Annotated in this window: 40 protein-coding genes and 1 pseudogene; 2 read left to right on the forward strand and 39 right to left on the reverse strand. The window is 39.5% G+C overall.

The features are described from left to right. Positions 1 to 433: 433 nt before the first annotated feature. The gene (locus tag AMS59_RS05560) at positions 434 to 1,093 is read left to right on the forward strand and encodes a hypothetical protein (RefSeq protein ID WP_234007696.1); all 660 of its coding nucleotides are present in this window, start codon (positions 434 to 436) and stop codon (positions 1,091 to 1,093) included. A 226-nt stretch (positions 1,094 to 1,319) separates the two neighbouring features. Here AMS59_RS05560 and AMS59_RS05565 read toward each other — a convergent pair whose 3' ends face one another. Beyond that, positions 1,320 to 1,994 (reverse strand): KinB-signaling pathway activation protein, encoded by a 675-nt coding sequence (locus tag AMS59_RS05565; RefSeq protein WP_053482791.1) that lies wholly within the window; start codon positions 1,992 to 1,994, stop codon positions 1,320 to 1,322. Between the two features lie 153 nt (positions 1,995 to 2,147). Between AMS59_RS05565 and gerD the strand changes: the two genes are divergently transcribed. Next, the gene (gene gerD / locus AMS59_RS05570; RefSeq protein ID WP_053482792.1) at positions 2,148 to 2,747 is read left to right on the forward strand and encodes a spore germination lipoprotein GerD; all 600 of its coding nucleotides are present in this window, start codon (positions 2,148 to 2,150) and stop codon (positions 2,745 to 2,747) included. A gap of 56 nt (positions 2,748 to 2,803) precedes the next feature. Here gerD and AMS59_RS05575 read toward each other — a convergent pair whose 3' ends face one another. From AMS59_RS05575 to rplC, 38 genes and pseudogenes are all read right to left on the reverse strand, one after another. Beyond that, positions 2,804 to 3,859, reverse strand: coding sequence for a P-loop NTPase (locus AMS59_RS05575; protein ID WP_053482793.1), 1,056 nt, complete (start codon positions 3,857 to 3,859; stop codon positions 2,804 to 2,806). 71 nt (positions 3,860 to 3,930) lie between these two features. After that, complete coding sequence (locus AMS59_RS05580; RefSeq protein ID WP_053482794.1) at positions 3,931 to 4,644, reverse strand: N-acetylmuramoyl-L-alanine amidase; 714 nt, start codon at positions 4,642 to 4,644, stop codon at positions 3,931 to 3,933. Between the two features lie 180 nt (positions 4,645 to 4,824). After that, positions 4,825 to 5,697 (reverse strand): DUF4822 domain-containing protein, encoded by an 873-nt coding sequence (locus AMS59_RS05585; protein ID WP_234007699.1) that lies wholly within the window; start codon positions 5,695 to 5,697, stop codon positions 4,825 to 4,827. Positions 5,698 to 6,005: 308 nt separating this feature from the next. After that, positions 6,006 to 6,398, reverse strand: a complete 393-nt coding sequence (gene rpsI, locus AMS59_RS05590; protein WP_004233744.1) for a 30S ribosomal protein S9 — start codon at positions 6,396 to 6,398, stop codon at positions 6,006 to 6,008. A 25-nt stretch (positions 6,399 to 6,423) separates the two neighbouring features. After that, a complete protein-coding gene (rplM, locus tag AMS59_RS05595; RefSeq protein ID WP_049662886.1) occupies positions 6,424 to 6,861 on the reverse strand; it encodes a 50S ribosomal protein L13 in 438 nt (145 codons plus the stop codon). Between the two features lie 596 nt (positions 6,862 to 7,457). Then, positions 7,458 to 8,198: a tRNA pseudouridine(38-40) synthase TruA gene (gene truA, locus AMS59_RS05605; RefSeq protein ID WP_053482797.1), complete on the reverse strand. Its 741-nt coding sequence runs from the start codon at positions 8,196 to 8,198 to the stop codon at positions 7,458 to 7,460. Positions 8,199 to 8,212: 14 nt separating this feature from the next. Further along, positions 8,213 to 9,010: an energy-coupling factor transporter transmembrane protein EcfT gene (locus AMS59_RS05610; protein ID WP_053482798.1), complete on the reverse strand. Its 798-nt coding sequence runs from the start codon at positions 9,008 to 9,010 to the stop codon at positions 8,213 to 8,215. Continuing rightward, positions 9,007 to 9,879: an energy-coupling factor ABC transporter ATP-binding protein gene (locus AMS59_RS05615; RefSeq protein WP_053482799.1), complete on the reverse strand. Its 873-nt coding sequence runs from the start codon at positions 9,877 to 9,879 to the stop codon at positions 9,007 to 9,009. The genes AMS59_RS05610 and AMS59_RS05615 overlap by 4 nt, the downstream gene beginning before the upstream one ends. Next, the gene (locus tag AMS59_RS05620; protein WP_053482800.1) at positions 9,855 to 10,700 is read right to left on the reverse strand and encodes an energy-coupling factor ABC transporter ATP-binding protein; all 846 of its coding nucleotides are present in this window, start codon (positions 10,698 to 10,700) and stop codon (positions 9,855 to 9,857) included. Before AMS59_RS05620 ends, AMS59_RS05615 begins: the two co-directional genes overlap by 25 nt. 608 nt (positions 10,701 to 11,308) lie before the next feature. Continuing rightward, positions 11,309 to 11,689 (reverse strand): 50S ribosomal protein L17, encoded by a 381-nt coding sequence (gene rplQ / locus AMS59_RS05625; RefSeq protein WP_012296051.1) that lies wholly within the window; start codon positions 11,687 to 11,689, stop codon positions 11,309 to 11,311. A 56-nt stretch (positions 11,690 to 11,745) separates the two neighbouring features. Beyond that, complete coding sequence (locus AMS59_RS05630; protein WP_004233733.1) at positions 11,746 to 12,690, reverse strand: DNA-directed RNA polymerase subunit alpha; 945 nt, start codon at positions 12,688 to 12,690, stop codon at positions 11,746 to 11,748. A gap of 139 nt (positions 12,691 to 12,829) precedes the next feature. Beyond that, positions 12,830 to 13,219, reverse strand: a complete 390-nt coding sequence (gene rpsK, locus AMS59_RS05635; protein WP_053482801.1) for a 30S ribosomal protein S11 — start codon at positions 13,217 to 13,219, stop codon at positions 12,830 to 12,832. A gap of 25 nt (positions 13,220 to 13,244) precedes the next feature. Next, positions 13,245 to 13,610, reverse strand: a complete 366-nt coding sequence (rpsM, locus tag AMS59_RS05640) for a 30S ribosomal protein S13 (RefSeq protein WP_053482802.1) — start codon at positions 13,608 to 13,610, stop codon at positions 13,245 to 13,247. A gap of 24 nt (positions 13,611 to 13,634) precedes the next feature. Next, positions 13,635 to 13,748 (reverse strand): 50S ribosomal protein L36, encoded by a 114-nt coding sequence (gene rpmJ, locus AMS59_RS05645; RefSeq protein WP_000868344.1) that lies wholly within the window; start codon positions 13,746 to 13,748, stop codon positions 13,635 to 13,637. Positions 13,749 to 13,785: 37 nt separating this feature from the next. Continuing rightward, positions 13,786 to 14,004, reverse strand: a complete 219-nt coding sequence (gene infA / locus AMS59_RS05650) for a translation initiation factor IF-1 (RefSeq protein ID WP_004233690.1) — start codon at positions 14,002 to 14,004, stop codon at positions 13,786 to 13,788. An 86-nt stretch (positions 14,005 to 14,090) separates the two neighbouring features. Next, positions 14,091 to 14,168: pseudogene (locus AMS59_RS24880) on the reverse strand (type I methionyl aminopeptidase); the annotation flags it as partial. A 248-nt stretch (positions 14,169 to 14,416) separates the two neighbouring features. Continuing rightward, positions 14,417 to 15,070: an adenylate kinase gene (locus AMS59_RS05655; RefSeq protein WP_053482803.1), complete on the reverse strand. Its 654-nt coding sequence runs from the start codon at positions 15,068 to 15,070 to the stop codon at positions 14,417 to 14,419. A gap of 70 nt (positions 15,071 to 15,140) precedes the next feature. Further along, positions 15,141 to 16,436 carry a preprotein translocase subunit SecY gene (gene secY, locus AMS59_RS05660; RefSeq protein WP_053482804.1) on the reverse strand — a complete coding sequence of 432 codons (1,296 nt, stop codon included), beginning with the start codon at positions 16,434 to 16,436 and terminating at the stop codon, positions 15,141 to 15,143. Further along, positions 16,436 to 16,876: a 50S ribosomal protein L15 gene (gene rplO, locus AMS59_RS05665; protein WP_010860592.1), complete on the reverse strand. Its 441-nt coding sequence runs from the start codon at positions 16,874 to 16,876 to the stop codon at positions 16,436 to 16,438. Before rplO ends, secY begins: the two co-directional genes overlap by 1 nt. Before the next feature lie 34 nt (positions 16,877 to 16,910). Further along, the gene (gene rpmD / locus AMS59_RS05670) at positions 16,911 to 17,093 is read right to left on the reverse strand and encodes a 50S ribosomal protein L30 (protein ID WP_053482805.1); all 183 of its coding nucleotides are present in this window, start codon (positions 17,091 to 17,093) and stop codon (positions 16,911 to 16,913) included. Between the two features lie 13 nt (positions 17,094 to 17,106). Beyond that, positions 17,107 to 17,610 (reverse strand): 30S ribosomal protein S5, encoded by a 504-nt coding sequence (gene rpsE, locus AMS59_RS05675; RefSeq protein WP_053482806.1) that lies wholly within the window; start codon positions 17,608 to 17,610, stop codon positions 17,107 to 17,109. Between the two features lie 21 nt (positions 17,611 to 17,631). Then, complete coding sequence (rplR, locus tag AMS59_RS05680) at positions 17,632 to 17,991, reverse strand: 50S ribosomal protein L18 (protein ID WP_082337402.1); 360 nt, start codon at positions 17,989 to 17,991, stop codon at positions 17,632 to 17,634. A 32-nt stretch (positions 17,992 to 18,023) separates the two neighbouring features. Beyond that, positions 18,024 to 18,563: a 50S ribosomal protein L6 gene (rplF, locus tag AMS59_RS05685; RefSeq protein WP_053482808.1), complete on the reverse strand. Its 540-nt coding sequence runs from the start codon at positions 18,561 to 18,563 to the stop codon at positions 18,024 to 18,026. Between the two features lie 30 nt (positions 18,564 to 18,593). Then, positions 18,594 to 18,992 (reverse strand): 30S ribosomal protein S8, encoded by a 399-nt coding sequence (gene rpsH / locus AMS59_RS05690; RefSeq protein ID WP_008181717.1) that lies wholly within the window; start codon positions 18,990 to 18,992, stop codon positions 18,594 to 18,596. Positions 18,993 to 19,021: 29 nt separating this feature from the next. Next, positions 19,022 to 19,207, reverse strand: coding sequence for a type Z 30S ribosomal protein S14 (locus AMS59_RS05695; RefSeq protein WP_004233656.1), 186 nt, complete (start codon positions 19,205 to 19,207; stop codon positions 19,022 to 19,024). A 21-nt stretch (positions 19,208 to 19,228) separates the two neighbouring features. After that, positions 19,229 to 19,768, reverse strand: a complete 540-nt coding sequence (rplE, locus tag AMS59_RS05700; protein WP_008181719.1) for a 50S ribosomal protein L5 — start codon at positions 19,766 to 19,768, stop codon at positions 19,229 to 19,231. A gap of 27 nt (positions 19,769 to 19,795) precedes the next feature. Beyond that, a complete protein-coding gene (gene rplX, locus AMS59_RS05705) occupies positions 19,796 to 20,104 on the reverse strand; it encodes a 50S ribosomal protein L24 (RefSeq protein WP_053482809.1) in 309 nt (102 codons plus the stop codon). A 35-nt stretch (positions 20,105 to 20,139) separates the two neighbouring features. Further along, positions 20,140 to 20,508 carry a 50S ribosomal protein L14 gene (gene rplN, locus AMS59_RS05710; RefSeq protein WP_004233650.1) on the reverse strand — a complete coding sequence of 123 codons (369 nt, stop codon included), beginning with the start codon at positions 20,506 to 20,508 and terminating at the stop codon, positions 20,140 to 20,142. Between the two features lie 43 nt (positions 20,509 to 20,551). Then, complete coding sequence (gene rpsQ / locus AMS59_RS05715; protein ID WP_053482810.1) at positions 20,552 to 20,815, reverse strand: 30S ribosomal protein S17; 264 nt, start codon at positions 20,813 to 20,815, stop codon at positions 20,552 to 20,554. An 18-nt stretch (positions 20,816 to 20,833) separates the two neighbouring features. Continuing rightward, on the reverse strand, positions 20,834 to 21,034 hold the full coding sequence (gene rpmC / locus AMS59_RS05720) for a 50S ribosomal protein L29 (RefSeq protein ID WP_049662852.1): 201 nt from the start codon (positions 21,032 to 21,034) through the stop codon (positions 20,834 to 20,836). After that, positions 21,024 to 21,458 (reverse strand): 50S ribosomal protein L16, encoded by a 435-nt coding sequence (gene rplP, locus AMS59_RS05725; protein ID WP_010860599.1) that lies wholly within the window; start codon positions 21,456 to 21,458, stop codon positions 21,024 to 21,026. The genes rpmC and rplP overlap by 11 nt, the downstream gene beginning before the upstream one ends. Before the next feature lies 1 nt (position 21,459). Continuing rightward, positions 21,460 to 22,113: a 30S ribosomal protein S3 gene (rpsC, locus tag AMS59_RS05730; RefSeq protein WP_049662850.1), complete on the reverse strand. Its 654-nt coding sequence runs from the start codon at positions 22,111 to 22,113 to the stop codon at positions 21,460 to 21,462. Between the two features lie 3 nt (positions 22,114 to 22,116). Further along, positions 22,117 to 22,461 carry a 50S ribosomal protein L22 gene (gene rplV / locus AMS59_RS05735; protein WP_004233639.1) on the reverse strand — a complete coding sequence of 115 codons (345 nt, stop codon included), beginning with the start codon at positions 22,459 to 22,461 and terminating at the stop codon, positions 22,117 to 22,119. A gap of 22 nt (positions 22,462 to 22,483) precedes the next feature. Next, positions 22,484 to 22,762, reverse strand: coding sequence for a 30S ribosomal protein S19 (gene rpsS / locus AMS59_RS05740; protein ID WP_036151954.1), 279 nt, complete (start codon positions 22,760 to 22,762; stop codon positions 22,484 to 22,486). A gap of 60 nt (positions 22,763 to 22,822) precedes the next feature. Beyond that, positions 22,823 to 23,653: a 50S ribosomal protein L2 gene (gene rplB, locus AMS59_RS05745; RefSeq protein ID WP_036124661.1), complete on the reverse strand. Its 831-nt coding sequence runs from the start codon at positions 23,651 to 23,653 to the stop codon at positions 22,823 to 22,825. A 47-nt stretch (positions 23,654 to 23,700) separates the two neighbouring features. Beyond that, complete coding sequence (gene rplW / locus AMS59_RS05750; RefSeq protein WP_053482811.1) at positions 23,701 to 23,985, reverse strand: 50S ribosomal protein L23; 285 nt, start codon at positions 23,983 to 23,985, stop codon at positions 23,701 to 23,703. Then, positions 23,985 to 24,608, reverse strand: coding sequence for a 50S ribosomal protein L4 (gene rplD, locus AMS59_RS05755; protein ID WP_053482812.1), 624 nt, complete (start codon positions 24,606 to 24,608; stop codon positions 23,985 to 23,987). The genes rplW and rplD overlap by 1 nt, the downstream gene beginning before the upstream one ends. 26 nt (positions 24,609 to 24,634) lie before the next feature. After that, entirely contained in the window at positions 24,635 to 25,264 is a 630-nt protein-coding gene (gene rplC / locus AMS59_RS05760; RefSeq protein ID WP_053482813.1) for a 50S ribosomal protein L3, read from the reverse strand. Positions 25,265 to 25,301 lie beyond the last annotated feature (37 nt).

Genomic DNA, 25,301 nt, shown 5'->3' on the forward strand with positions numbered 1-25,301 from the left:
TTCGTTCACCAACTAAAGGTTAGTTACTAAAAACTTTATTGATTACGTTTTGCTTGTTCAGTTTTCAAGGTTCATTTTTTCGTTTACTGCGTCACCTCTTGGCGACTTATACATAATAACATCGATTAATCATGAAAGTCAACACTAAATCATAAGTTTTTTTAAGAGCTTTATTTTTTCATATCAATTATGCCTCGGCATAATTGCATCCGGAGGCTTTAGGCCAACACGATGTTGGTCACTCAGTCGTTGCCACAGGACGTGGCGTTCTTAGACTGAGTTCCTCTACGGTGTTTGGATACCCGTTGAAAAGTAGCTTAAAACCGCATTCATCTCACCACCTATAGAAGTGGGAAACTTCTGTAGCTGACGCTTTGCTTTCGCTACGAAAAAACTTGCTGAAAGAAGTTAAAAATATAGAAACGAGGTTGTTATGATGGTTCGTAAAACGTTGATTTCACTGATTTTTATCGTAATACTGTTTGTCTTTATAAAGCCGATAAATTCTACTATGATTTCTGTATTTAACATCGCTGATGCTCCAGCAGTTGTAACAAAAGGACATTATGGTACATCACTTATTGTCGAAATTTCTTTCTCTGATGAAACCCTGTTGGATTGGCTTAAAACTGTAAAAGAACCTTATCCGCTTCTTTTATTAGATGCTGCATGGATTGAACGTTCACCCGAGCACATAAAAGTCATTCAAGAACGAAAACTACCTACAGGATTATTAGGGCCTGAGGATTTAGTGGATAAGCCAATTGATCTTGCCGTCGTTCAAAAAGATATTAATACTTACGAAAAGCATTTTCAAGAAACACCACTTTGGTTTGCAACACGAAATCACCAATATTCGCAGGATTTACAAAATAACTTATTTCAACAGCAGATGAATATACTTTCTCCCTCTATAATCTGGAAAGGTGAAAAAACACCTAAATTACAAAAAGGAGATTTTGTTTTTATGTCTTTACACCAAAATAATAAAATCTCGCTTAAAGAGCTGAATACATTTCTACAACAAAATAAATTTATGTCGATTGAAGAAAATATATTCGGCTATAAAGTTCAAACTAAAAAATCACCATAAAGTGAAACTTTAATCAGTAGGGGTTGTTTTCTTCATCCCTACTGATTATTAGTCTTCACCAATCGGGCTTTTACGGGCAGTTGATCTCCCACCTATCTTCTTTACTTACGCTAAATTTTGCGGTAGGAGTCTTGTACCTGACGCTTCACTTTCGGTAAATACTGCCCGTTAATGCGGGATAAAAAGAAGTTGCCTCCAACTAATAGAGGCAACTTCTTTTTATTTGTTATGCGTTTTTAGCTTGTTCACGACGTGCTTTGCGGCGTGCTTCTAATTTTTGACGATCTTCTTCGGATTTTGCATTATATTTTGGTAATACTAATAATTGAAAAGCATTTACAGCGAGTAGTGGGAAAAGTAAAAGTGCAACATACTCGTTAATATTTTCATCGCGACCCATTAATGCAATTGTCCATTCCAGTGTTGTAACGACAATCATAAAAAATAAAGCTGAAATGAAAACATGTTTCTTTCCTGTTAATTTTACTTTTTGAATGGCTGTTACTATAGCACCTAATAGCAATACAATTAACAAACCTACATAGAACAACCAGCTTTGTCCATCTTTTATACCTGGTATAAAGCGGAAGAATATAATATCAAAAATAGTAATAGCAATTAATAATAGCTGTACCCAATTCCATAATGTAAGTGTTCTAAAAATATTAACTCCCACTTGATGAAGCGTTAAATAAGCAAAAAAACCTGCTTGTGCAATAACACTCATTGTGAATCCTAAAAAAACCATCCATAAAAGCCCAGCCAAAAATTCACCCCAGTGACCGTTTGTTATATATGGTTGGAAGAAGTCCCATCGAATAAATAAACTGCAAATTCCGTTGACTGCGCCACCAACGAGCATTGCAAAGAAGAAAAACTTTGCCCAATTTCGTATCGTCACAACTAAAAGTCCCCCAATTTCTCAATATGTATCTGTACTTATTTTAACAATGCATTGTTAAAAAAGCTATTTCTCATCGTAACCAATACATAAAGTCATCATAAATGTGAACAATAATTGAAAGAGTCTATTTATAGAAAGGACTGATGATTGATGCGAAAATTTTTCTTATTACTAATTCTAATGCTTTTTCTTTCCGCCTGTTCACAAGATAAAGCCTCTACTATGTCCTATGATGAAATAAAAAAAATAATGATCGACTCTCTACAAACCGAGGATGGCAAAAAGGCGTTGCGAAAGCTTTTAGAGGAACCAAATTTCCGTGAATTATTGGTTTTGGAGCATGATGAAGTGAAGAAAGCTACCGAAGCTACCTTACTTTCCAAAGAAGCCGAAGATTTTTGGAAGAAAACATTCGAAGATCCAAAGTTTAAGGAAACTGTAGCTAAAAGTATGCAGAAGCAACAACAGGATATTATGAAAGAATTAATAAAGGACCCCTCTTTCCAAAAAGATATGGAAGCTTTCTTTGGCCAGCCCGATATGCAAAAGCAGTTGGAGACTATTCTAAAATCCTCCAATATGAGAAAACAAACGGAGGAAATCGTCAAGGAAACGATTGAAAGTCCGCTTATGCAATCAAAATGGCAGGAGCTTATTAAGAAGAGTGGCGGCGAGACAGGTAAAGCTGGCGGCGGTAAAAAAGAAGCTGGTGGCGGTGGTAAAGGTAATGAGAAAAAAGGCTCTGAGTAACAACTTGAAATATGCAAAAACGGATTTCCTCCATGGTTCGAGGAAATCCGTTTTTATTACTTATTTAATTTATTGATGATGTTTGTCGCGATGTCTAAATAAATTTGTCCTGTTGTGTGTTTTTCAGCATAAACAGAAGGTGCAAAATCTTCTTCTGACCAGTCAGGCTGACCAAGAGGAATTTGACCAAGTAGCTCTGTACGTAGTTCTTCTGCTAACTTTGGACCTCCACCTTGACCGAATACGAATTCACGGTCACCTGATTTCGATTCATACCATGCCATGTTTTCAATAACACCTAAAATTTCATGGTCTGTTTGTAAAGCCATCGCACCTGCACGAGCTGCAACGAACGCTGCCGTTGGGTGCGGTGTTGTTACGACAATTTCTTTTGATGAAGGAAGCATCTGGTGAATATCTAATGCAACGTCACCTGTACCTGGTGGTAAATCCAATAGTAGATAGTCTAGTTCACCCCATTCTACATCACGGAAGAACTGATCTAACACTTTACCTAACATTGGTCCACGCCATACAATTGGTGCATTATTTTCAACGAAGAAGCCCATTGAAATCATTTTCACACCTAAACGATCAACAGGGAAAATTCGATTGTCTACTACTTTGGGCATATCTGTAACACCCATCATATCAGGCACACTGAACCCATAAATATCAGCATCGATTAAACCAACCTTCTTACCTAGACGCGCTAATGCAACAGCTAAGTTAACTGATACTGTAGATTTCCCTACACCGCCTTTACCAGAGGCAATTGAAATAACTTGTACTGTGCTAAGTGGAGATAAAATATCTTGTGCCTCAGCCTCAGTTGCTACGCCACGGAAGCTCTGTAGTTTTTCTGCTGACAGCTCTTCGAAACGAATTCCAACCGTATTTGCACCCGCTTCTTTCAAAACTTCAACAATTTTCATTTGTAGCTGTAATTGTTCAGGTGTATTTGTTTTAGCAATCGCAATTTTTACACTGACATGATTCTTCTCTTCTTTTACTGTTACGTTTGTAATACCGTCTGTTTCTGCGAATGATTTATGTAAAAATGGATCTTGTAGTTGTCCTAGTATTTCTCGTACTTGTTGTTCAGTTATCACGACGAACACTCCCCTTATATTATCTCAATGTTAGTATATCATAATGACTTGATTTACGTTGTGTAGTTGCTCTATTCGATTTTAGCTAATAAATACTCTTCTATACCTTCAACAATGGCATCTCCCATTTTTTCTTGGTATTTCTTATCAGTTAATAGTGCGCGTTCCTCATCATTACTTATAAACCCTGTTTCTACTAGTGCAGCAGGTACCTCAGCTTTTTTCAGTAAATATATTTGTTTTATAGACATTGCTTCTCGGTCCGTATTTTTCAAATTAGTGCGAATAGAATCTTGAATACTCTTTGCTAATAATTCACTTTCAGCATGTCCTTCTTGATGATAAAACACCTGTGCTCCACGCCATTTTGTTTCAGGAATGGCATTTGCATGAATTGTTATAAAAATATCCGGTTTTTCTTTTTCTACTATGTCTTTTCTTAAAAAGATGTCCTGCTTTTTTCGCTCTCTCAATGTTCCAAACTTTTCTGACGACGCGTGCTCATCAATAACATCTCCATCTTTTGTTCGAGTCATGACAACCGTTGCGCCTTTTTTCTTTAATTGCTTCTCCACATGCTGAGCAATTGCAAGTGTAATATCCTTTTCAATTACTTCGCCCTTTGAAGCACCTCCATCCAGACCACCGTGTCCCGCATCAATGACAATTTTTATGCCACCAAGTGGGTCCGGTAAGAAGAAGTTACGGTTCGAAGCATTCGTTTCATATGCCACGACCACTATACTCATTAGCATAATTACTCCTAGTGCAAGCCAGCGCTTCACCCATATCCACCACCCTTTTACATTCAGTGTACGAAGTTAGTGATTGAACTATGCCTGAAAGTAAAAAAACTCTCATGTATTAAAATTGATTGAGAGTTTTTTGTTGTAGAAGATACTTTTTTAGTCAGGCTAAAACGGCTTTAATCCATTAATAATACAAGGACTAAAGCCGTTAAGTTTTTATTTTAGTGTGAATTCTGGTTTAAACTTACCTGTATAAGGTTCATGTTCAACAAATACTGTTATATCTTTACCGTCTTTATCTTTACCCGTTCTTTTATACGTGAATTTCTTTTTATTTAGCTCAGTAATTTCAAGCACAGCCCCATATTTATTATCGCCAATTGAAACATGAACTCTTAATTTATTTCCATCGATCACATTAAAGTATCCATAGTCACCGCGGCTTTTGCCTGTTTTAGGATCGAAAAATTCATATTTATTCGTACGATCATCATATTTTGCAATGCTAATAAAATTTGTATTATATTGTGTTACATCATTTTTGTTTATATCTAATACAACCGTTCCTTGCCAAAGTGTACCAGCTAAAATTTTATCTCCATCCACGTCCTGAACAATAGGGCCTGTAGATTCTTTTAACGTTTTATCTGGTGCCGTAAATGTTAGATTTTTTTCTTTATAAGGGATATGCTCAACGAATACTTCTACATCTTTCCCGTTTGCATCTTTCCCCATTTGTTTATAAGTAAACATATTATTTTTTAGGTTAGTAATCTCCACAATTGCTTGATAATTTTTCGTTTCTGAAATCAATATTCTATGCTTTCCATCATTCGTAATAAAGAAAGTCCCTTTATCGTCGATGCTTGCAGCTGTTTTAGAATCGAAAAATTCATAGCGTCCTGAATCACCGTCATATTTCGCAAGTCCCATTAATTTTGAATTCTCTGCTGTTAAGTCTTTATTATTTTTATCGTAAACTTTTGTAGCTTGCCAATCTGTACTACTAAGAATCTTGGCATTCGCTTGACCTTCAGTTATTTCTACCTGTCTTTGATCAGCGTTATTTCCTGTTTTTACTTCCTCCATATTTTTTACGTTCGTTTTATTATGACATGCACCAAGAAGTGCCACTGCTGCAAGTGATAATATTAATAGCTTTTTCATATATTGACCTCCATTTTCAGAATAAACAACCTGAAAGTAGTATCAGCCATTTCTATATAAAATACACATCACAATTGCTATTAATATTCAAGACAACAACAGTGCTTCAAGATATCTTGAAGTACTTGAGCTAGTAAGTCTAAAGATCCAAGCATAGCCTTTTCCACAAAAAAAAAACCCTCTCTCGAAAATTCGAGAAAGGGCTTGAAAACGTTGATATAACAACGATATTAACGTTTTGAGAACTGAGGTGCACGACGAGCGCCGCGTAGACCTGGTTTTTTACGTTCTTTCATGCGTGAATCACGAGTAAGTAATCCAGCAGATTTTAATGCAGCACGGAAATCTGGGTCTACTTGAAGTAGAGCACGAGCGATACCGTGACGTACTGCACCAGCTTGACCAGTGTATCCACCACCGTTAACGTTTACGTGGATATCATAGCTTCCTGTAGTTTCAGTAGCTACTAATGGTTGCTTAATTACTTCACGTAATGCAGCGAATGGTACGTATTCTTCGATTTCACGTTTGTTGATAACAATTTTACCTGTACCTGGTACTAGACGTACGCGAGCTACAGAGCTTTTACGGCGACCAGTGCCGATGTATTGAACTTGTGCCAAAGTAATATCCTCCTCTTAATTTATATTATCCGCGAAGCTCGTATGCTTCTGGTTTTTGTGCAGCATGTGGATGCTCTGTTCCAGTGTAAACGTTAAGTTTAGTGAACATTTTGCGACCTAAAGAGTTTTTAGGAAGCATCCCTTTAATTGCTAATTCGATCATTCTTGTTGGGTACTTGTCTAACATTTCACCAGCAGTACGAGTTTTTAAACCACCCGCAAATTGAGTATGGTGACGGTAAAGTTTACCCTCTAATTTGTTACCAGTTAAATGGATTTTGTCAGCGTTGATGATGATTACGTGATCACCTGTGTCAACGTTTGGTGTGAATGTTGGTTTATGTTTACCACGTAAGATAGCAGCTACTTCAGAAGCTAAACGTCCAAGAGTTTGGCCTTCTGCATCAACTACTAGCCATTTACGGTCTACTTCGTGACCTTTAGCCATGAATGTTGTACGCATGTATATATCCTCCTAATCGATTCGATTACCGTTATTTTTCATTAAACTACACTATAAGTTTTCGGGGCTTATTTGTGGTGGTAATGAAAATACCATCTGTTATCATATAATGAATGACTTTTAAAGTCAAGCAATTTCAATAAACACCTGGAGAAGTTGTTCAGATTCATTTATTGGTTAAATTAGGGCTTTTATTAGCCTTCATTTTTCAAATATAATGTTATTTCGTGTCAAAAATTTTATAACATTATAATGGCTCATCACCAAAACGAGTTGTTGATTTCCGTTCCGACTGGGCGCTTTGTTGTTGCTGTCGCTTCGCTTTCGCACAGATAAAACATTTGCTGCCGCTACGTTAGCACTACGCTTTCGCACAGAGCAAAGCTTCCTGGGGGCGTCTGATGAGCCGCTTCGCTTCGCTGCAGGGTCTCGGGCCAACACGATGTTGGTCACGAAGGCGTTATCACAGGATGTGATGATTTTAGCCTTCGTTCCTCTACCGCTGATCCCCAAGGAGTCGCCCAGTCTCCACTCCAATCAACTTATCCTCATGATATACGTTATACAAAATGGCAGCCCAACTTGGGATAAGCCATTTAATAGAATACTTTCTCAAGATATAGACCTTGTGGTGGAGCAGTTTTGCCTGCTTGATCACGGTTCATAGATTTAACGACCAACTCCACGTTGTCAATGTCACGACGTCCTATACCAACTTCCCACAGTGTGCCTGCGATAATACGTACCATATTATATAAGAAGCCATTTCCTTCAATCACCATATGAAGCTCCTCGCCAGACCATTCAAATTGTAATGAAGTTACTGTGCGCACCTTATCTTTGACACTTGTATTGGCTGCACAAAAGCATGAAAAATCATGGGTACCGATAATAGCCTTTGCTGCCTCCTGCATTGCCTCAACATTTGGTTTCACACCATTTGTCTCTACAGTATACTGTCTGCGGAATGGACTTTGTACAGGCTCACATGACCATATATATCGGTATCGCTTTCCTGTTACACTGTAGCGAGCATGAAAATCAGCAGCTACTTCTTCCATCGACATTACTCGAATATCTCTTGGTAGTTGAACATTTAATGCCTTCATGTATTTATCTACTGGAATCGCGAGTGGTGAATCAAAATGCAATGTTTGGCCTGTTGCATGCACTCTTGCATCTGTACGTCCACTCGCTGTTACCTTTACCTTTTCCCCTTTATGCATAATGGCTAGAACACGTTCAAGCTCCGCCTGTACTGTCCTCTCCCCAGGCTGTACTTGATAGCCAGAAAATTGCGTTCCATCATAACTAATAATTGCTTTTAATCGTCGCATAAAGCTTACTCCTTTTAACTTCTATAGAAGAATAGTATAACGGCCATTGCTACTAATAACACGAGTGCAAATGTATCACTCATATCCCACTTTAGCTTGCGATATCTTGTGCGCCCTTCGCCTCCGCGGTAACCTCTTACTTCCATAGCTGTTGCTAAATCCTCGGCTCGTTTAAAAGCACTTACAAAGAGAGGCACTAGTAATGGTACAACCGCTTTGATACGATCTTTTATCGGTCCAGAAGATAAGTCCGAACCACGTGCCATTTGTGCTTTCATAATTTTATCTGTTTCATCCATTAACGTTGGAATAAAGCGCAATGATATAGACATCATTAGGGCTAACTCATGCACAGGCACTTTCACTGCTTTTAATGGATTTAGCAGTACTTCAATGCCATCCGTAATAGAAATTGGTGACGTTGTAAGCGTTAAAATAGATGTCATAAACACTAGAACTAGAAAACGTATCGAAATAAATATCCCTTGTCGGATACCTTCTTCATAAATCGTGATAAACTTCCATTCAAAAACTACAGCTCCTTCCCTCGTCATAAAAATATGAAGGAGGAAAGTAAAGGCCATTAAAAAGAGTACTGGCTTTAGACCATTAATTAAAAAATATAGGCGAATACGTGACACTAGCACAACGAGTAAGGTAAATGCCAATAGCAGGGCATATGTCACTGTGTTGTTTGCTAAAAAAACAATAATAATGAAAGCAAACACAAAGATAAGCTTTGATCGTGGATCGAGCTTATGGACGGGAGAATTCCCTGGTAGGAAGCGCCCAAATATCATTTTCTCCATCATGATTCTGCACGCTCCTCTCTTAACACTCGAGCAATTTCAGTTGCTAGCTCTTCTTCGGTTAAGCATATCTTTGAGAAGGGTGTATTTATCATTTTTTCGATTTTTTGTTGAAAGCGTACGATACGAGGTGGTTCTAAGCGAAGATTCTTTAATGTCTCCACATCTTTGAAAATTTCTTGTGGTATACCACGTAATACATTTTTCCCTTCATGCATGATAACGATATTGTCTGCATAACGAGCTGCGTCCTCCATACTATGCGTAACGAGAATCGTCGTTAAACCACGTTCCTGATGTAGCTTATAAAACATATCCATAATCTCTTTCTGACCGCGTGGATCAAGCCCTGCAGTTGGTTCATCTAATACAATAACTTCAGGTTCCATCGCTAATACACCAGCAATGGCCACTCTGCGCATTTGTCCACCTGATAAATCAAAAGGTGATTTTTCAAGTACGTTCTCTGGTAAACCTACTAAGCCTACAAGTTCTCTTGCTCGCGCTTCGGCCTCTTGCTCCGATACACCAAAGTTCATAGGACCAAACATAATATCCTTTAATACAGTTTCTTCAAACAACTGATGCTCCGGGAATTGAAACACAATACCAACCTTTTGACGTACAGCCTTTAAATCCTTCGCCTTTTTTCCAGCTACAACAATGCGATCTCCTATATGTACTTCCCCTGAAGTTGGTTTTAGAAGTGCATTAAAATGCTGAAGAATAGTCGACTTACCAGAGCCAGTATGCCCAATTATCGCCTGATACGTATGTGAAGGGATTTCAAAATCTACATCGAATAATGCACGTTTTTCAAAAGGCGTACCCTGGGAATAGGCGTAGCTTACTTGTCGAAGTTTGATGTCCATAAATCATTCACCAGCTCTTCTTCTGTCATATGTTGTCCCATTAGCGGAACACCTTCCTTTTGCAATAGCTTTGATAACTTCATGGCAAATGGTAAGTCTAGTCCAAACTCAACTAGCTTGTCCCCAAGTGCAAAAATTTCAGCAGGTGTACCCTCAGCAAATTTTTTTCCATCATTCATAAAGAGAACACGATCTGCAAGCATTGCTTCCTCTAAATCATGTGTAATGGATATTACCGTTAACCCTGTTTCAGCACGTAAGGCTTGTACAGTTTGTAATACCTCTGCACGTCCCTGTGGATCTAGCATAGACGTTGCTTCATCTAGAATAAGGAGCTTTGGTTTCAATGCAAGTGCACCTGCGATAGCAACACGCTGCTTTTGCCCACCTGATAAGTGATGAGGCTCATGATCTAAAAAATCGTCCATTTGTACTTGTTTGAGTGCTGCATGTACACGTTCTACCATCTCTTCATAGGGTACTCCGTTATTTTCAAGAGCAAAAGCAACATCATCCTGCACTGTCGCTCCAACAAATTGATTGTCTGGATTTTGAAAAACCATGCCCATCTGTGAGCGGCTTGCCCATAGGTTTTCTTCATTTAATGGTTCACGTAATATACGTACATCACCTTGTTGTGGGTAAAGCAATCCATTCATAAGCTTTGCAATGGTGGATTTACCAGAGCCGTTATGGCCTACAATGGCAATCCACTCCCCTTCCTGAACAGCAAAGCTTACATTTTCAACAGCATTACGACTTTCTTTTTCTTCAGGTGTATATGAAAATGTCACATTATTTAATGATAAAATTTCTGGCATTTCTAGAACTCCTCTCTACATGCTCAGCTCTACTAACTAACTTACACTTTTTTATGTATGAATTCTACTACAATCATTATGTCGATAAAAGAAAAGTGCTAAAATCACTTTTTATTTATTTTTTAAAAACAAATAGCACTAACTATAATTTATAGGATACATCAAATAATGGAGTGAAGGGCCCCAAACATTCCGGTGACTGCCATTCTAAAAACCAGTCTATAAAAAAAAGCACCATTAAATTGGCGCTACCATACTTCCCTAAAAAATAAAAAAGCGCGCACCTCATTCGATAGAAATGCGCTAGTCGTTACATTTTCAAGAAACACGGGTGCTCAAGCCCTTGTTCCCTCTGAATGAGGTGCGGAGAGCTAAACGAGACGCCACACAACAGTGTCCGCTCATCATAACGCTCAGCTTAATTATTTGTCGTATAAATCGTTTTATAAAGAAAGAGGGTGGTGATTCCACCCTCTTCACCACTTGTCTTCTCTTATGAATCAATTATGCCTCGGCATAATAGCGTCCGGAATCGGCTTTGTGCCTGCACAAAGAAATCCTTTGTGATTCCGTGACATCCGCCGGAGGCTTTAACTTCTTTCAAGAAGTTAAACTAATTCAATCACAACAACAGGTGCACCGTCACCACGACGAGGACCTACTTTAAGAATACGAGTGTAACCACCTTGACGTTCTGCATAACGTGGTGCAACATCATCAAATAACTTTTGAAGTGCAAATGATGTTGTTTCGTTACCTTCTGCATCAGTAGTTGTTACTAGTTCACGACGGATGAATGCAGCAGCTTGACGGCGTGCGTGTAAATCTCCGCGCTTACCTAAAGTAATCATTTTTTCAACAGCTTTACGTACTTCTTTAGCGCGAGCCTCAGTAGTTTCGATACGCTCGTTGATGATTAAATCAGTAGCTAAGTCACGTAACATCGCTTTACGTTGAGAACTTGTACGACCAAGTTTTCTGTAACCCATGGATGTTTCCCTCCTTTATAAAAAATATCTGATCCTATAAGTTTTGTTTAAATCGCTTAGTCTTCTTTGCGTAATCCTAAACCAAGCTCTTCTAACTTCGCTTTTACTTCTTCTAGTGACTTACGTCCAAGGTTACGAACTTTCATCATATCGTCTTCTGACTTATTCGCAAGTTCTAGTACTGTGTTAATACCAGCGCGTTTTAAGCAGTTATAAGAACGAACAGAAAGATCAAGTTCTTCGATAGTCATCTCTAAAACTTTTTCTTTTTGATCTTCTTCTTTTTCGACCATGATTTCAGCAGTTTGTGCCTCATCTGTCATGCCAACGAAGATGTTTAGATGCTCGGTTAAAATTTTTGCTCCGAGCGAAATCGCCTCTTTCGGACCGATGCTACCATCTGTCCACACATCAAGAGAAAGTTTATCGTAGTCAGAAGACTGACCTACACGAGTATTTTCCACTTGGAAATTGACGCGTGATACTGGAGTGTAAATAGAGTCGATCGGGATCACGCCGATAGGAAGATCCTCACGTTTGTTTTGATCAGCAGGAGTGTAACCACGGCCGCGTTGTGCGTACATACGCATACGTAAATGACCGTTTTTAGCGATTGTTGCAATATATAGATCCGGGTTTAAAATTTCTACATCACTGTCATGTGTAATGTCAGCAGCTGTAACTGTTCCATCGCCTTTTACATCAATCTCAATAACTTTTTCTTCGTCAGAGTAGATTTTAAGAGCTAGTTTTTTCACGTTCAAAATAATTGAAGCTACATCCTCTACAACGCCTTCTACAGTTGAGAATTCGTGAAGAACACCGTCAATTTGAATTGAAGTGACAGCAGCTCCTGGTAATGAAGACAGAAGGATACGACGTAAAGAATTACCCAAAGTGTTTCCATATCCGCGTTCAAGCGGTTCTACAACAAACTTTCCATATTTGGAATCTTCGCTGATCTCCACCGTTTCAATCTTTGGTTTTTCAATTTCGATCATTTTATTTACCCTCCTTCAAAACATCGAATGTATAGGTTCTTTCCATCATAGATTCGATCGTCATTGACGTATCGTTTATTATCTGCACAAGACAGTCTGTACAAAAAATGATGTTCTCATACAATATGAGACGCACCCATTACACGCGACGACGTTTTGGTGGGCGGCAACCATTATGAGGAACTGGAGTAACGTCTTTAATAGCAGTTACATCTAAACCAGCAGCTTGAAGTGCACGAATTGCAGCTTCACGACCTGCACCAGGACCTTTAACAGTTACTTCCAACGTTTTCAGACCATGTTCAAGGGATGCTTTAGCAGCAGTTTCTGCAGCCATTTGAGCAGCGAATGGTGTAGATTTACGTGAACCACGGAAACCAAGAGCACCAGCACTTGACCAAGATACAGCGTTACCTTGCATATCTGTAATCGTTACGATTGTATTGTTGAATGTAGAACGAATGTGTGCAATACCAGATTCGATATTCTTTTTCACACGACGTTTACGAGTTTGTTGTTTACGAGCCATGTTAAGAAGGAACCTCCTTTACTGATTATTTTTTCTTGTTCGCAACTGTTTTACGAGGACCTTTACGCGTACGCGCATTGTTCTTCGTATTTTGACCACGAACAGGTAAACCACGACGGTGACGGATACCACGGAATGAACCGATTTCCATCAGACGTTTAATATTTAATGAAGTTTCGCGACGTAAGTCACCTTCAAGTTTGTATGTGTCTAATTGTTCACGGATTTTGTTTAACTCATCTTCAGTTAAGTCGCGTACGCGTGTATCTTCTGAAATACCTGCGTCAGCTAATACTTTCTGAGCTGTAGTTTTACCAATACCGTAAATGTAAGTTAATGAAATTACCACGCGTTTGTCGCGAGGAATGTCAACACCAGCAATACGTGCCATGTACGTTGTGCACCTCCTTTAGAATTATCCTTGTTTTTGTTTGTGTTTAGGATTTTCACAGATTACCATTACTTTACCGCGTCGGCGAATTACTTTACATTTTTCGCAGATCGGTTTCACAGATGGTCTCACTTTCATCTAACCTAACCTCCTTAGTAGTCCGGAGCGCAAAAGATTATTTAAAACGGTATGTGATACGACCGCGAGTTAAATCATAAGGAGATAACTCGATAGTAACCTTATCTCCAGGTAGAATGCGGATAAAGTGCATACGAATCTTTCCAGATACGTGTGCTAAAATCACATGTCCATTTTCTAATTCTACCTTAAACATCGCGTTTGGCAAAGTCTCAACAACTGTTCCTTCGACTTCAATTACATCATCTTTCGCCATCTACTCTGTCTCCTCTCTATATGCAAATTAAAGTTCTCATCGTTACATCAAACGGATATCTGCTGCAACTATAGAAGCAACCTCGTTTCAACATATGTTTGGATTGTATGAGAGATGTTTGAAAGACGCTCGTCTGGTTTCGCTTCACACAATCCACGGAATATACAGAACCATTAAGGGCACTGAAACTCCGATGTTTACACGAATACCGGAATGTCTTGGATGAGATATTCATACCCGTTACACAGATGCTTCCACGAAACCCATTATACTCTTTCAAAAGTAATGTTGCACTTTTTAAAAGAAATATATACCGGGCACAATATGCTTTTGCAACTCTCAAAAAATTATGTTTCGTTGTTGCTCCCGCATGCCTCCCGCGGAAGCAGTATTCTGCGCCCGGAGCCGGGTATCAGCTGCGGCTGCCCTGTAATAGAGCATCAAGATCAGCAAACACTTTGTTAATATCTTGCTGTCCATCTATATTTGTTAACACACCTTTTACTTCATAGTAGTTCAGTAAAGGTTGTGCTTGGTTCATATTTACTTCCAGACGGTTTGCAACCGTTTCAGGATTATCGTCCGCACGTGTATAAAGCTCGCCACCATCTTTATCACATTTTCCTTCCTCAGCTGGAGGATTGAAAATAAGATGATAAGATGTACCACAAGTTTTACAAATACGACGACCTGATAGACGAGCAACTAGCTCATCTTTTTCAACTTGGATGTTAATTGTATGTTCAATAGCTTTACCAAGATCAGCAAGGATGCTGTCTAAAGCTTCAGCTTGAGGAACAGTACGTGGGAACCCATCTAATAAGAAGCCCTTTTCACAATCAGGTTTAGCAAGTCGTTCACGAACAATACCAATCGTTACTTCATCCGGTACTAGAGCACCTTGATCCATAAACGATTTAGCCTGCAAGCCTAGTTCTGTACCATCTTTAATAGCAGCACGGAACATATCGCCTGTAGAAATATGAGGAATCGCGTACTTCTCAACAATTTTATCTGCCTGAGTACCTTTACCAGCACCTGGCAGACCCATTAAAACGATATTCATACGGAAATATTCCCCCCACAAAAGGTTTGCTGATTTCAGGAAACGATAGAACGTTCCCTAAAAACCAACATTACTTCATAAAGCCTTTGTAGTGACGTTTAACAAGTTGAGATTCTAGCTGTTTCATCGTTTCGAGCGCTACGCCGACTACGATAATAATACTAGTACCACCGATCTGCACTGTAGCAGGTAGATTCATAAAGTTCATGATAATCATCGGCATTACTGCAATAACAGTTAAGAAAATCGCACCGACAAATGTCAGACGATATAACACGCTTGTTAAATACGTTTGAGTACTTTCACCCGGACGAATACCCGGAATGTAAGCACCTTGCTTTTTCAAGTTATCTGCCACATTTTCTGGATTCACTTGTACGAATGCATAGAAATATGTGAACGCGATGATCAATACAATGTAAATAATCATCCCAACAGGATTAGTGTAATTAAACGTGTGTTCAATGAATGTTGATACAGGACCATCACCAAAGAATGGAGCTAATACACGTGGTGTTGTCAGAAACGCAGATGCAAAGATTACCGGAATAACCCCTGCAGCATTTACTTTTAACGGTAAATGCGTTTGTTGAGCACCTGCTTGTTGGTTGCGTCCAGTAACTCGTTTTGCATATTGAATTGGAATTTTACGTAGTGCTTGTTGCACGTAGATAACTCCAACAACAACTGCAAGCATAACTAAAACAAGCAATCCGAGAATTACTAGATTGATAAATAGTTTATCACCAGCACCCTCGATTTGCTGTGCATAGATTTGGTTAATGGCATTCGGTAATGCCGCAGTAATACCTGCGAAAATTACAATTGAAATACCATTGCCAACGCCATGTGCAGTAATTTGTTCAGCAAGCCATACTAGGAATGCTGTACCCGCTGTTAATACAATGGAAATTGTAACATATGTTAAAATTCCCTCTTCTTTAATCAATGATCCGCCATACATTCTATTAAAACCAAATGACATTGCAAATGATTGGATAAAGGCAAGAATAATTGTAAAGTAACGAGTAAATTGAGCAAGTTTTCGTCTTCCGACTTCACCTTGCTTTGCCCACTCAGCAAATTTCGGTACTACGTCCATTTGCAATAACTGAACAATGATTGAAGCAGTGATGTAAGGCATAATTCCCATCGCAAAGATAGAGAAATTTTTCAAAGCACCACCGCCAAAAGTATTCAGGAAACCAACGAGATTGAACTCATCAGTTGCCTTTAATACATTAGCGTCAACGTTTGGTACTGGTACGAACGTACCAATACGGAAAACGATTAACATTAAAAGAGTAAAAATGATTTTATTTCGTATATCTCGAACACGCATAAAGTTAGAGATCGTCTGAAACATTAAATCACCTCAGTAGTTCCGCCGGCATTTTCAATTGCTTCTTTAGCCGAAGCTGAGAATTTATGAGCTTTTACTGTAAGCTTTTTGTTAAGAGTTCCGTTTCCAAGAACTTTAATTCCAGCTTTTTCATTGCTCACTAAACCTGTTTCAAGTAATAATGCAGTTGTTACCTCTGCACCATCTTCAAAACGGTTTAATGTATCAAGATTAACGATCGCGTACTCTTTACGGTTAATGTTAGTAAAGCCGCGTTTCGGTAAACGACGGAATAAAGGGTTTTGACCACCTTCGAATCCTGGGCGTACACCGCCGCCAGAACGAGAGTTTTGACCTTTATGACCTCTACCTGCAGTTTTACCGTTACCAGAACCGATACCGCGACCTACGCGGTTACGTACTTTACGGGAACCTTCTGCTGGTTTTAACTCATGAAGTTTCATATTGGATGGCACCTCCTTGTTCGTTAATTAAAAATTAGTTTTCTTTTACAGTAACTAAGTGAGCTACTACATCAATCATACCGCGAGTTGCTGCATTGTCAGCTTTCTCAACAGTTTGGTGTAATTTGCGTAAACCTAGAGCTTCGATTGTTTTACGTTGCGCAGGTTTAGAACCAATCACAGATTTTGTAAGGGTGATTTCTAATTTGTTAGCCATTATCTTTCCCCCCTTATCCTAATATTTCTTCCACTGATTTACCACGTAATTTAGCTACGTCCTCTACGCGTTTTAATTCAGTTAAACCTTGAATTGTTGCACGCACCATATTGATTGGTGTGTTAGTTCCAAGTGATTTTGAAAGAATATCAGTAATACCAGCAAGTTCTAGTACGGCACGTACTGGACCACCAGCGATAACCCCTGTACCAGGAGCAGCAGGTTTAATTAGGATTTCTCCTGCACCAAAGCGACCTTGCACTAAGTGTGGAGTTGTTCCACCTACGCGTGGCACTTCGATTAAGTTTTTCTTCGCATCTTCAACAGCTTTACGGATAGCATCTGGCACCTCTTGAGCTTTACCAGTACCGAAACCTACATGACCGTTTTTATCGCCAACTACAACTAATGCTGTGAAGCGGAAGCGACGTCCACCTTTAACAACTTTAGCAACACGGTTAATAGTAACTACGCGTTCTTCAAGTTCTCCAAGTTTGTTTGCGTCAATTCGACTCATGAAATGTGTCCCTCCTTTTTATTAAAATTCTAAACCGTTCTCACGTGCAGCTTCAGCCAAAGCTTTTACGCGTCCATGATATAAGTAACCACCACGGTCAAATACTATAGCAGTAATATTTTTTTCCGTAGCGCGTTTTGCGATTGTTTCACCGACTTTAGTTGCAGCATCAACATTGCTACCAACACCTTCAAAACCTTTTTCTTGAGAAGATGCGCTAACAATTGTTACGCCTGCTACGTCATCGATTAGTTGAGCGTAGACGTTCTTGTTTGAACGGAATACGTTTAAGCGTGGACGCTCAGCAGTACCCGAAATTTTAGAACGTACGCGTGCATGACGTTTTTTACGAACCTGATTTTTATCTTGTTTCGTAATCACAAGGGTCACTCCTTTCTAATGCTTAAGCAGCATTATTTACCTGTTTTACCTTCTTTACGACGAACATATTCGCCTTCATAACGGATACCTTTACCTTTGTAAGGCTCTGGTGGACGCACGTCACGGATGTTAGATGCAAGAGCACCAACACGTTCTTTGCTAATACCTTTAACGATGATTTTAGTGTTTGAAGGAACTTCAACTTCTAGACCATCTTCAGGTGTGAACTCAACTGGATGTGAATAACCTACGTTAAGAACAAGTTTTTTACCTTGTAATTGCGCACGGTAACCGACACCGATAAGTTCTAATGATTTTTCGAAACCTGCAGAAACACCAGTAACCATGTTCGCTAATAGCGCACGAGTTGTACCGTGGTTTGTGCGGTGTTCTTTTGAGTCAGAAGGACGAGATACAGTAATTACGTTACCTTCTTGCTCAATTTTCATATCTTGGTGGAAAGAACGAACAAGTTCGCCTTTAGGACCTTTAACGGTAACTGAGTTGTCAGCTGCAACAGTAACAGTTACGTTAGCTGGTACCTCGATAATTTTTTTACCTACACGAGACATTTAGTTGCACCTCCATTCATTTATTGCTAATTACCAAACGTATGCTAGAACTTCGCCGCCAACTTGTTTAGCGCGAGCTTCTTTATCTGTTAATAAACCTTGTGAAGTTGACACTAAAGCGATACCAAGACCGTTCAGTACTTTAGGCACTTCATTTGTTTTAGCATATACTCGTAGACCAGGTTTAGAAATACGTTTTAAGCCAGTGATAACGCGCTCGTTATCTTTACCGTATTTTAAGAAGATACGGATAATACCTTGCTTGTTGTCTTCCACGTATTCTACGTCACGTACGAAACCTTCACGCTTTAAAATTTCAGCGATTTCTTTTTTCACGTTGGAAGCTGGTACTTCTAACTTCTCGTGACGAACCATGTTCGCATTACGAATGCGAGTAAGCATATCTGCAATCGGATCAGTCATTGTCATTACATTTACCTCCTTCCCAAATTAGGGGATTACCAGCTGGCTTTTTTCACGCCAGGAATTTGTCCCTTATATGCAAGTTCTCGGAAACAAATACGGCAAAGTTTAAATTTACGATATACAGAGTGTGGACGGCCACAGCGTTCACAACGTGTATATTCTTGCACTTTAAACTTTTGCTTACGTTGTTGTTTAACGATCATAGATTTTTTAGCCACGTTTTCGCCCTCCTTGTTTAATTACTTTTGGAACGGCATACCGAATTGTGTCAATAACTCGCGAGCTTCTTCATCAGAATTCGCTGTCGTTACGATCACGATGTCCATACCGCGTACTTTTGAAACTTTATCGTAATCGATTTCTGGGAAAATTAATTGCTCTTTAACACCTAAAGTGTAGTTACCGCGACCATCGAATGCTTTTTTAGAAACACCACGGAAGTCACGTACACGTGGTAGTGAAATTGAGATTAATTTATCCAAGAATTCATACATACGCTCACCGCGTAATGTAACTTTAGCACCGATAGGCATACCTTCACGTAGACGGAAACCTGCGATCGATTTTTTCGCTTTAGTTACAACTGGTTTTTGACCAGTGATAATTGTTAATTCTTCTACAGCTGCATCTAATGCTTTTGAGTTTTGAACTGCATCACCAACACCCATGTTGATAACGATTTTGTCAACTTTCGGCAATTGCATAACTGATTTATATCCAAACTTGCTCATAAGAGCAGGAGAAACTTCATTTAAATATTTTTCTTTTAGGCGGCTCATTTGTGTACCTCCCTTCTTTTATAGAAATTAGTCGATTACTGCACCTGATTTTTTTGCAACACGAACTTTTTTACCGTTTTCGATTTTATAACCTACACGAGTCGGCTCGCCAGATTTAGGATCGATTAGCATTACGTTCGAAACGTGAATTGCAGCCTCTTGGCTTACAATACCACCTTGTGGATTCAATTGGTTAGGTTTAACGTGTTTTTTCACGATGTTCACACCTTCAACAAGAACGCGATCTTGTTTAGGGTAAGCAGCAAGAATAACGCCTTCTTTGCCTTTATCCTTACCAGTGATAACCTTAACCTTGTCACCTTTTTTTACATGCATGCTGTCGCACCTCCTTGATTGGCACTGTCATGAAATTAAAGAACTTCTGGAGCTAGAGAAACGATTTTCATGAAGTTGCTGTCACGTAATTCACGTGCAACAGGTCCGAAAATACGAGTTCCGCGTGGTGATTTATCATCACGAATAATTACACAAGCATTTTCATCAAATTTGATGTACGTACCATCTTTACGACGTACGCCTGATTTAGTACGAACGATAACAGCTTTAACAACGTCACCCTTCTTAACAACGCCACCTGGTGTTGCTTTCTTAACTGTACAAACAACGATATCACCGATGTTAGCAGTTTTACGGCCAGAGCCACCAAGGACTTTAATTGTAAGAACTTCACGTGCACCTGAGTTGTCAGCAACTTTCATACGACTTTCTTGTTGGATCACTTAGGTTACCTCCCTTCGGAAATTGGTTGTTCCGAAATAGTTATTAAATAATAACCGCTTTTTCTACAACTTCAACTAGACGGAAACGTTTAGTAGCTGATAGCGGGCGAGTTTCCATGATACGTACGATATCACCGATTTTCGCTGTGTTTAACTCATCATGAGCCTTAAACTTTTTAGAGTATTTTACACGTTTACCATAAAGCTTGTGCTTTTTGTGAGTTTCAACTAAAACAGAAATTGTTTTGTCCATTTTATCTGAAACAACGCGGCCCGTGTAAACTTTGCGTTGATTACGCTCAGTCATACTTGAAAACCTCCTTTATCAGTTATTTGCACTGATTTCTCTTTCACGAATAACAGTTTTCATACGCGCGATTGCTTTACGCACTTCACGAATACGAGCTGTGTTTTCTAATTGACCAGTCGCCAATTGGAAGCGAAGGTTGAAAAGCTCTTCTTTCAGTGATTTCACTTTTAACTCTAATTCAGAAGTGGCAAGGTCACGGATTTCATTAGCTTTCATTAGATTCACCACCAGTTTCTTGACGTTTTACGATCTTACATTTAACAGGAAGCTTATGTGATGCTAAACGAAGTGCTTCACGTGCGATCTCTTCAGATACACCAGCGATTTCGAACATTACTTTTCCTGGTTTTACTACTGCTACCCAACCTTCAGGAGAACCTTTACCAGAACCCATGCGGACTTCTAGAGGTTTTTTAGTGTAAGGTTTATGTGGGAAGATTTTAATCCAAACTTTACCGCCACGTTTCATGTAACGAGTCATCGCGATACGTGCAGATTCGATTTGACGGTTAGTAATCCAGCTAGCTGTTTGAGCTTGTAAGCCCCATTCGCCGAAAGATACTTCTTTACCGCCTTTCGCTTCGCCACGCATGTTTCCGCGGTGTTCACGACGGTATTTTACGCGTTTAGGCAATAACATATTATTTGCCTCCTTCCACAGATTTCTTCGTAGGAAGAACTTCTCCACGGTAGATCCATACTTTAACGCCTAATTTACCGTAAGTAGTGTCAGCTTCTGCGTGTGCATAGTCGATGTCAGCACGTAGAGTATGAAGTGGAACAGTTCCTTCACTATAGTGTTCAGCACGCGCGATATCAGCGCCACCTAAACGACCAGATACTTGTGTTTTAATTCCTTTTGCACCAGCACGAATTGTGCGTTGGATCGCTTGCTTTTGCGCACGACGGAATGATACACGGTTTTCTAATTGACGAGCGATATTTTCAGCTACTAGACGAGCGTCAAGATCAGCACGTTTAATTTCGATAATGTTGATGTGTACACGTTTACCAGTTAAATCGCTAAGGTATTTACGAAGATTTTCAACTTCAGAACCACCTTTACCGATTACCATACCTGGTTTCGCAGTGTGAATTGTAATGTTTACACGGTTTGCAGCGCGCTCGATTTCTACTTTAGAAACAGAAGCGTCTTTAAGAGCCGTTTCAATATATTTACGCACTTTGATGTCTTCGTGAAGTAGAGTTGCATAGTCTTTTTCAGCGTACCATTTTGACTCCCAGTCACGAATAATACCAACGCGCAGTCCTATTGGATGTACTTTTTGACCCACGGATTAGCCCTCCTTCTTCTCAGATACCACAAGAGTAATGTGGCTTGTGCGTTTGTTAATTGCGCTTGCACGTCCTTGTGCACGTGGACGGAAACGTTTTAATGTTGGACCTTCATCAACGAAAACTTCAGAAACTACTAAAGAGTTGATGTCAAGATCGTAGTTGTGTTCAGCGTTAGCAACTGCAGATTTTAATACTTTTTCAACGACTGGAGACGCCGCTTTTGGAGTATGACGTAAAATTGCAACTGCCTCACCAACTTGCTTGCCTCGAATTAAGTCTACAACTAGACGTACTTTACGAGGAGCAATGCGAACAGTACGAGCGATAGCTTTAGCTTGTGTCATTAGGATTTACCTCCTCTCAAAATTAGCGTCTTGTTTTCTTGTCGTCTGCACCGTGACCTTTGTAAGCACGTGTCGGTGCGAACTCACCAAGTTTATGGCCAACCATATCTTCTGTTACGTATACAGGAACGTGTTTACGTCCATCATAAACAGCAATCGTTAAACCGATGAAGTTCGGGAAGATTGTAGAACGGCGAGACCAAGTTTTAATAACTTGTTTTTTCTCAGAAGCCTCTTGTGCTTCCACTTTTTTCATTAAGTGGTCATCAACAAAAGGTCCTTTTTTCAAGCTGCGACCCATGTAGGAACCTCCCTCCGTGATTCCACCACGGCTCTCACATAGAACCGTAGTTTAACCACTTTATTTTTTACGACTACGGATGATGAATTTATCCGATTTGTTTTTCTTCTTGCGAGTTTTGTAACCAAGTGCTGGTTTACCCCAAGGAGTCATTGGTGATTTACGTCCGATTGGAGAACGTCCTTCACCACCGCCGTGTGGGTGATCGTTAGGGTTCATTACAGAACCACGAACTTCTGGGCGTTTACCTAACCAACGGCTACGACCTGCTTTACCGATGTGTACTAGTTCGTGTTGTTCGTTACCAACTTGACCGATTGTAGCGCGGCAAGTAGCTAACACTAAACGTACTTCACCAGATTGTAGACGAACGATTACGTATTTGTCTTCACGACCAAGTACTTGAGCAGAAGTACCAGCAGAACGTACTAATTGTCCACCTTTACCAGGTTTTAACTCGATGTTATGGATTGTAGTACCCATTGGAATGTTTGCTAATGGTAATGCGTTACCTACTTTAATATCAGCATCTGGACCAGATACGATTGTTTGACCAACCTCTAGACCTTTTGGTGCTAAGATGTAAGCTTTTGCTCCATCAGCGTAGTTGATTAATGCGATATTCGCAGAACGGTTTGGATCATATTCGATAGTAGCAACTTTAGCCGGAATGCCATCTTTTACACGTTTGAAATCGATAACACGGTATTGCTTCTTATGACCACCACCATGATGACGAACAGTGATTTTACCTTGGTTGTTACGACCAGCTTTGCGTTTAGTTGGTTCAAGCAATGATTTCTCAGGCTTGTTTGTTGTAATTTCCGCAAAGTCTAAAGACGTCATATTACGACGACCATTAGAGGTAGGTTTATACTTTTTAATCGCCATTGTGTTTCCCTCCTTCTTGAGTGTTCAAATCATAAATCCATAAAGGATTACATTTCGAATAATTCGATTTCTTTGCTATCAGCAGTTAATTTAACAATCGCTTTACGACGTTTGTTAGTGTAACCACCGTAACGGCCAACGCGTTTGAATTTACCTTTGTAGTTAAGAACGTTTACTTTCTCAACTGTTACACCAAAGATTTCTTCTACAGCGTCTTTTACTTGAGTTTTGTTAGCGCGAGTGTCTACTTCGAAAGTATACTTTTTCTCTGCCATAAGTTCTGAAGAACGCTCAGTAATGACTGGACGTTTTAAAATATCACGTGCTTCCATTATCCAAGCACCTCCTCAACTTTTTCTACCGCAGATTTTGTGAATACAACTTTATCATGACCTAATAGATCAAGAACGTTGATTCCATTTGCAGTTAAAACTGTTACACCAGGGATGTTACGAGCAGATAATGCTACGTTTTCATCTAGGTCAGCAGTTACGAATAAAGATTTTTTCTCTAAAGAAAGATCTTTAAGGATTTTTGTGAATTCTTTTGTTTTTGGTGCTGCTAGTGAAAGAGCATCAAGAACTAAGAAGTTCTGTTCTACTACTTTAGCTGATAAAGCAGATTTAAGAGCTAAGCGACGAACTTTTTTAGGTAATTTGTAAGAGTAGCTACGTGGAGTTGGACCGAATACGATACCACCACCGCGCCATTGTGGAGAACGGATAGAACCTTGACGAGCACGACCAGTTCCTTTTTGACGCCATGGCTTACGACCACCACCAGCAACTTCAGAACGGTTTTTAACCTTGTGATTACCTTGACGAAGAGAAGCGCGTTGTGCTACTACAGCGTCGAATAATACTGCTTCATTTGGCTCGATTCCAAAAATCGCATCGTTTAATTCGATTTCACCAACTGAAGCACCTGTTTGACTAAGTACAGATACTTTTGTCATTCCTGTTTCCTCCTTTCCTTAGGTGATTACTTAGCTTTAATTGCAGTTTTAACTGTAACTAGAGCTTTTTTAGAACCAGGAACATTACCTTTAACAAGTAGTAAGTTACGTTCCGCATCAACTTTCACGATTTCTAAGTTTTGGATTGTAACTACAGTGCCACCCATTTGACCAGGTAATTTCTTTTGTTTAAATACGCGGTTCGGAGCAACTGGACCCATTGAACCAGGACGACGGTGGTAACGAGAACCGTGGGCCATAGGACCACGAGATTGACCATGGCGTTTAATTACACCTTGGAAACCTTTACCTTTAGTAACACCTGTTACATCAATTACATCGCCTTCTGCGAAAATTTCTACTTTGACTTCTTGACCAACTTCGTATTCTCCCACGTTTACGTTGCGGAATTCACGAATGAAGCGCTTAGGAGCAGTGTTCGCTTTTGCTACGTGACCTTGTTCTGGTTTGTTAGAAAGCTTAACACGCTTGTCTTCGAAACCAACTTGGATCGCTTCGTAGCCGTCTGTTTCAGCAGTTTTCTTTTGAAGTACTACGTTTGGAGTAGCTTCGATAACTGTTACCGGAATTAAATCGCCGTTTTCAGCGAAAACTTGTGTCATACCAATTTTTCTACCTAAGATTCCTTTAGCCATTTGTCACACCTCCTGTAAGTTTTAAAAAAGTTATATT

The sequence above is a fragment of the Lysinibacillus sp. FJAT-14745 genome (assembly GCF_001275675.1).
Taxonomy (GTDB): Bacteria; Bacillota; Bacilli; order Bacillales_A; family Planococcaceae; genus Lysinibacillus.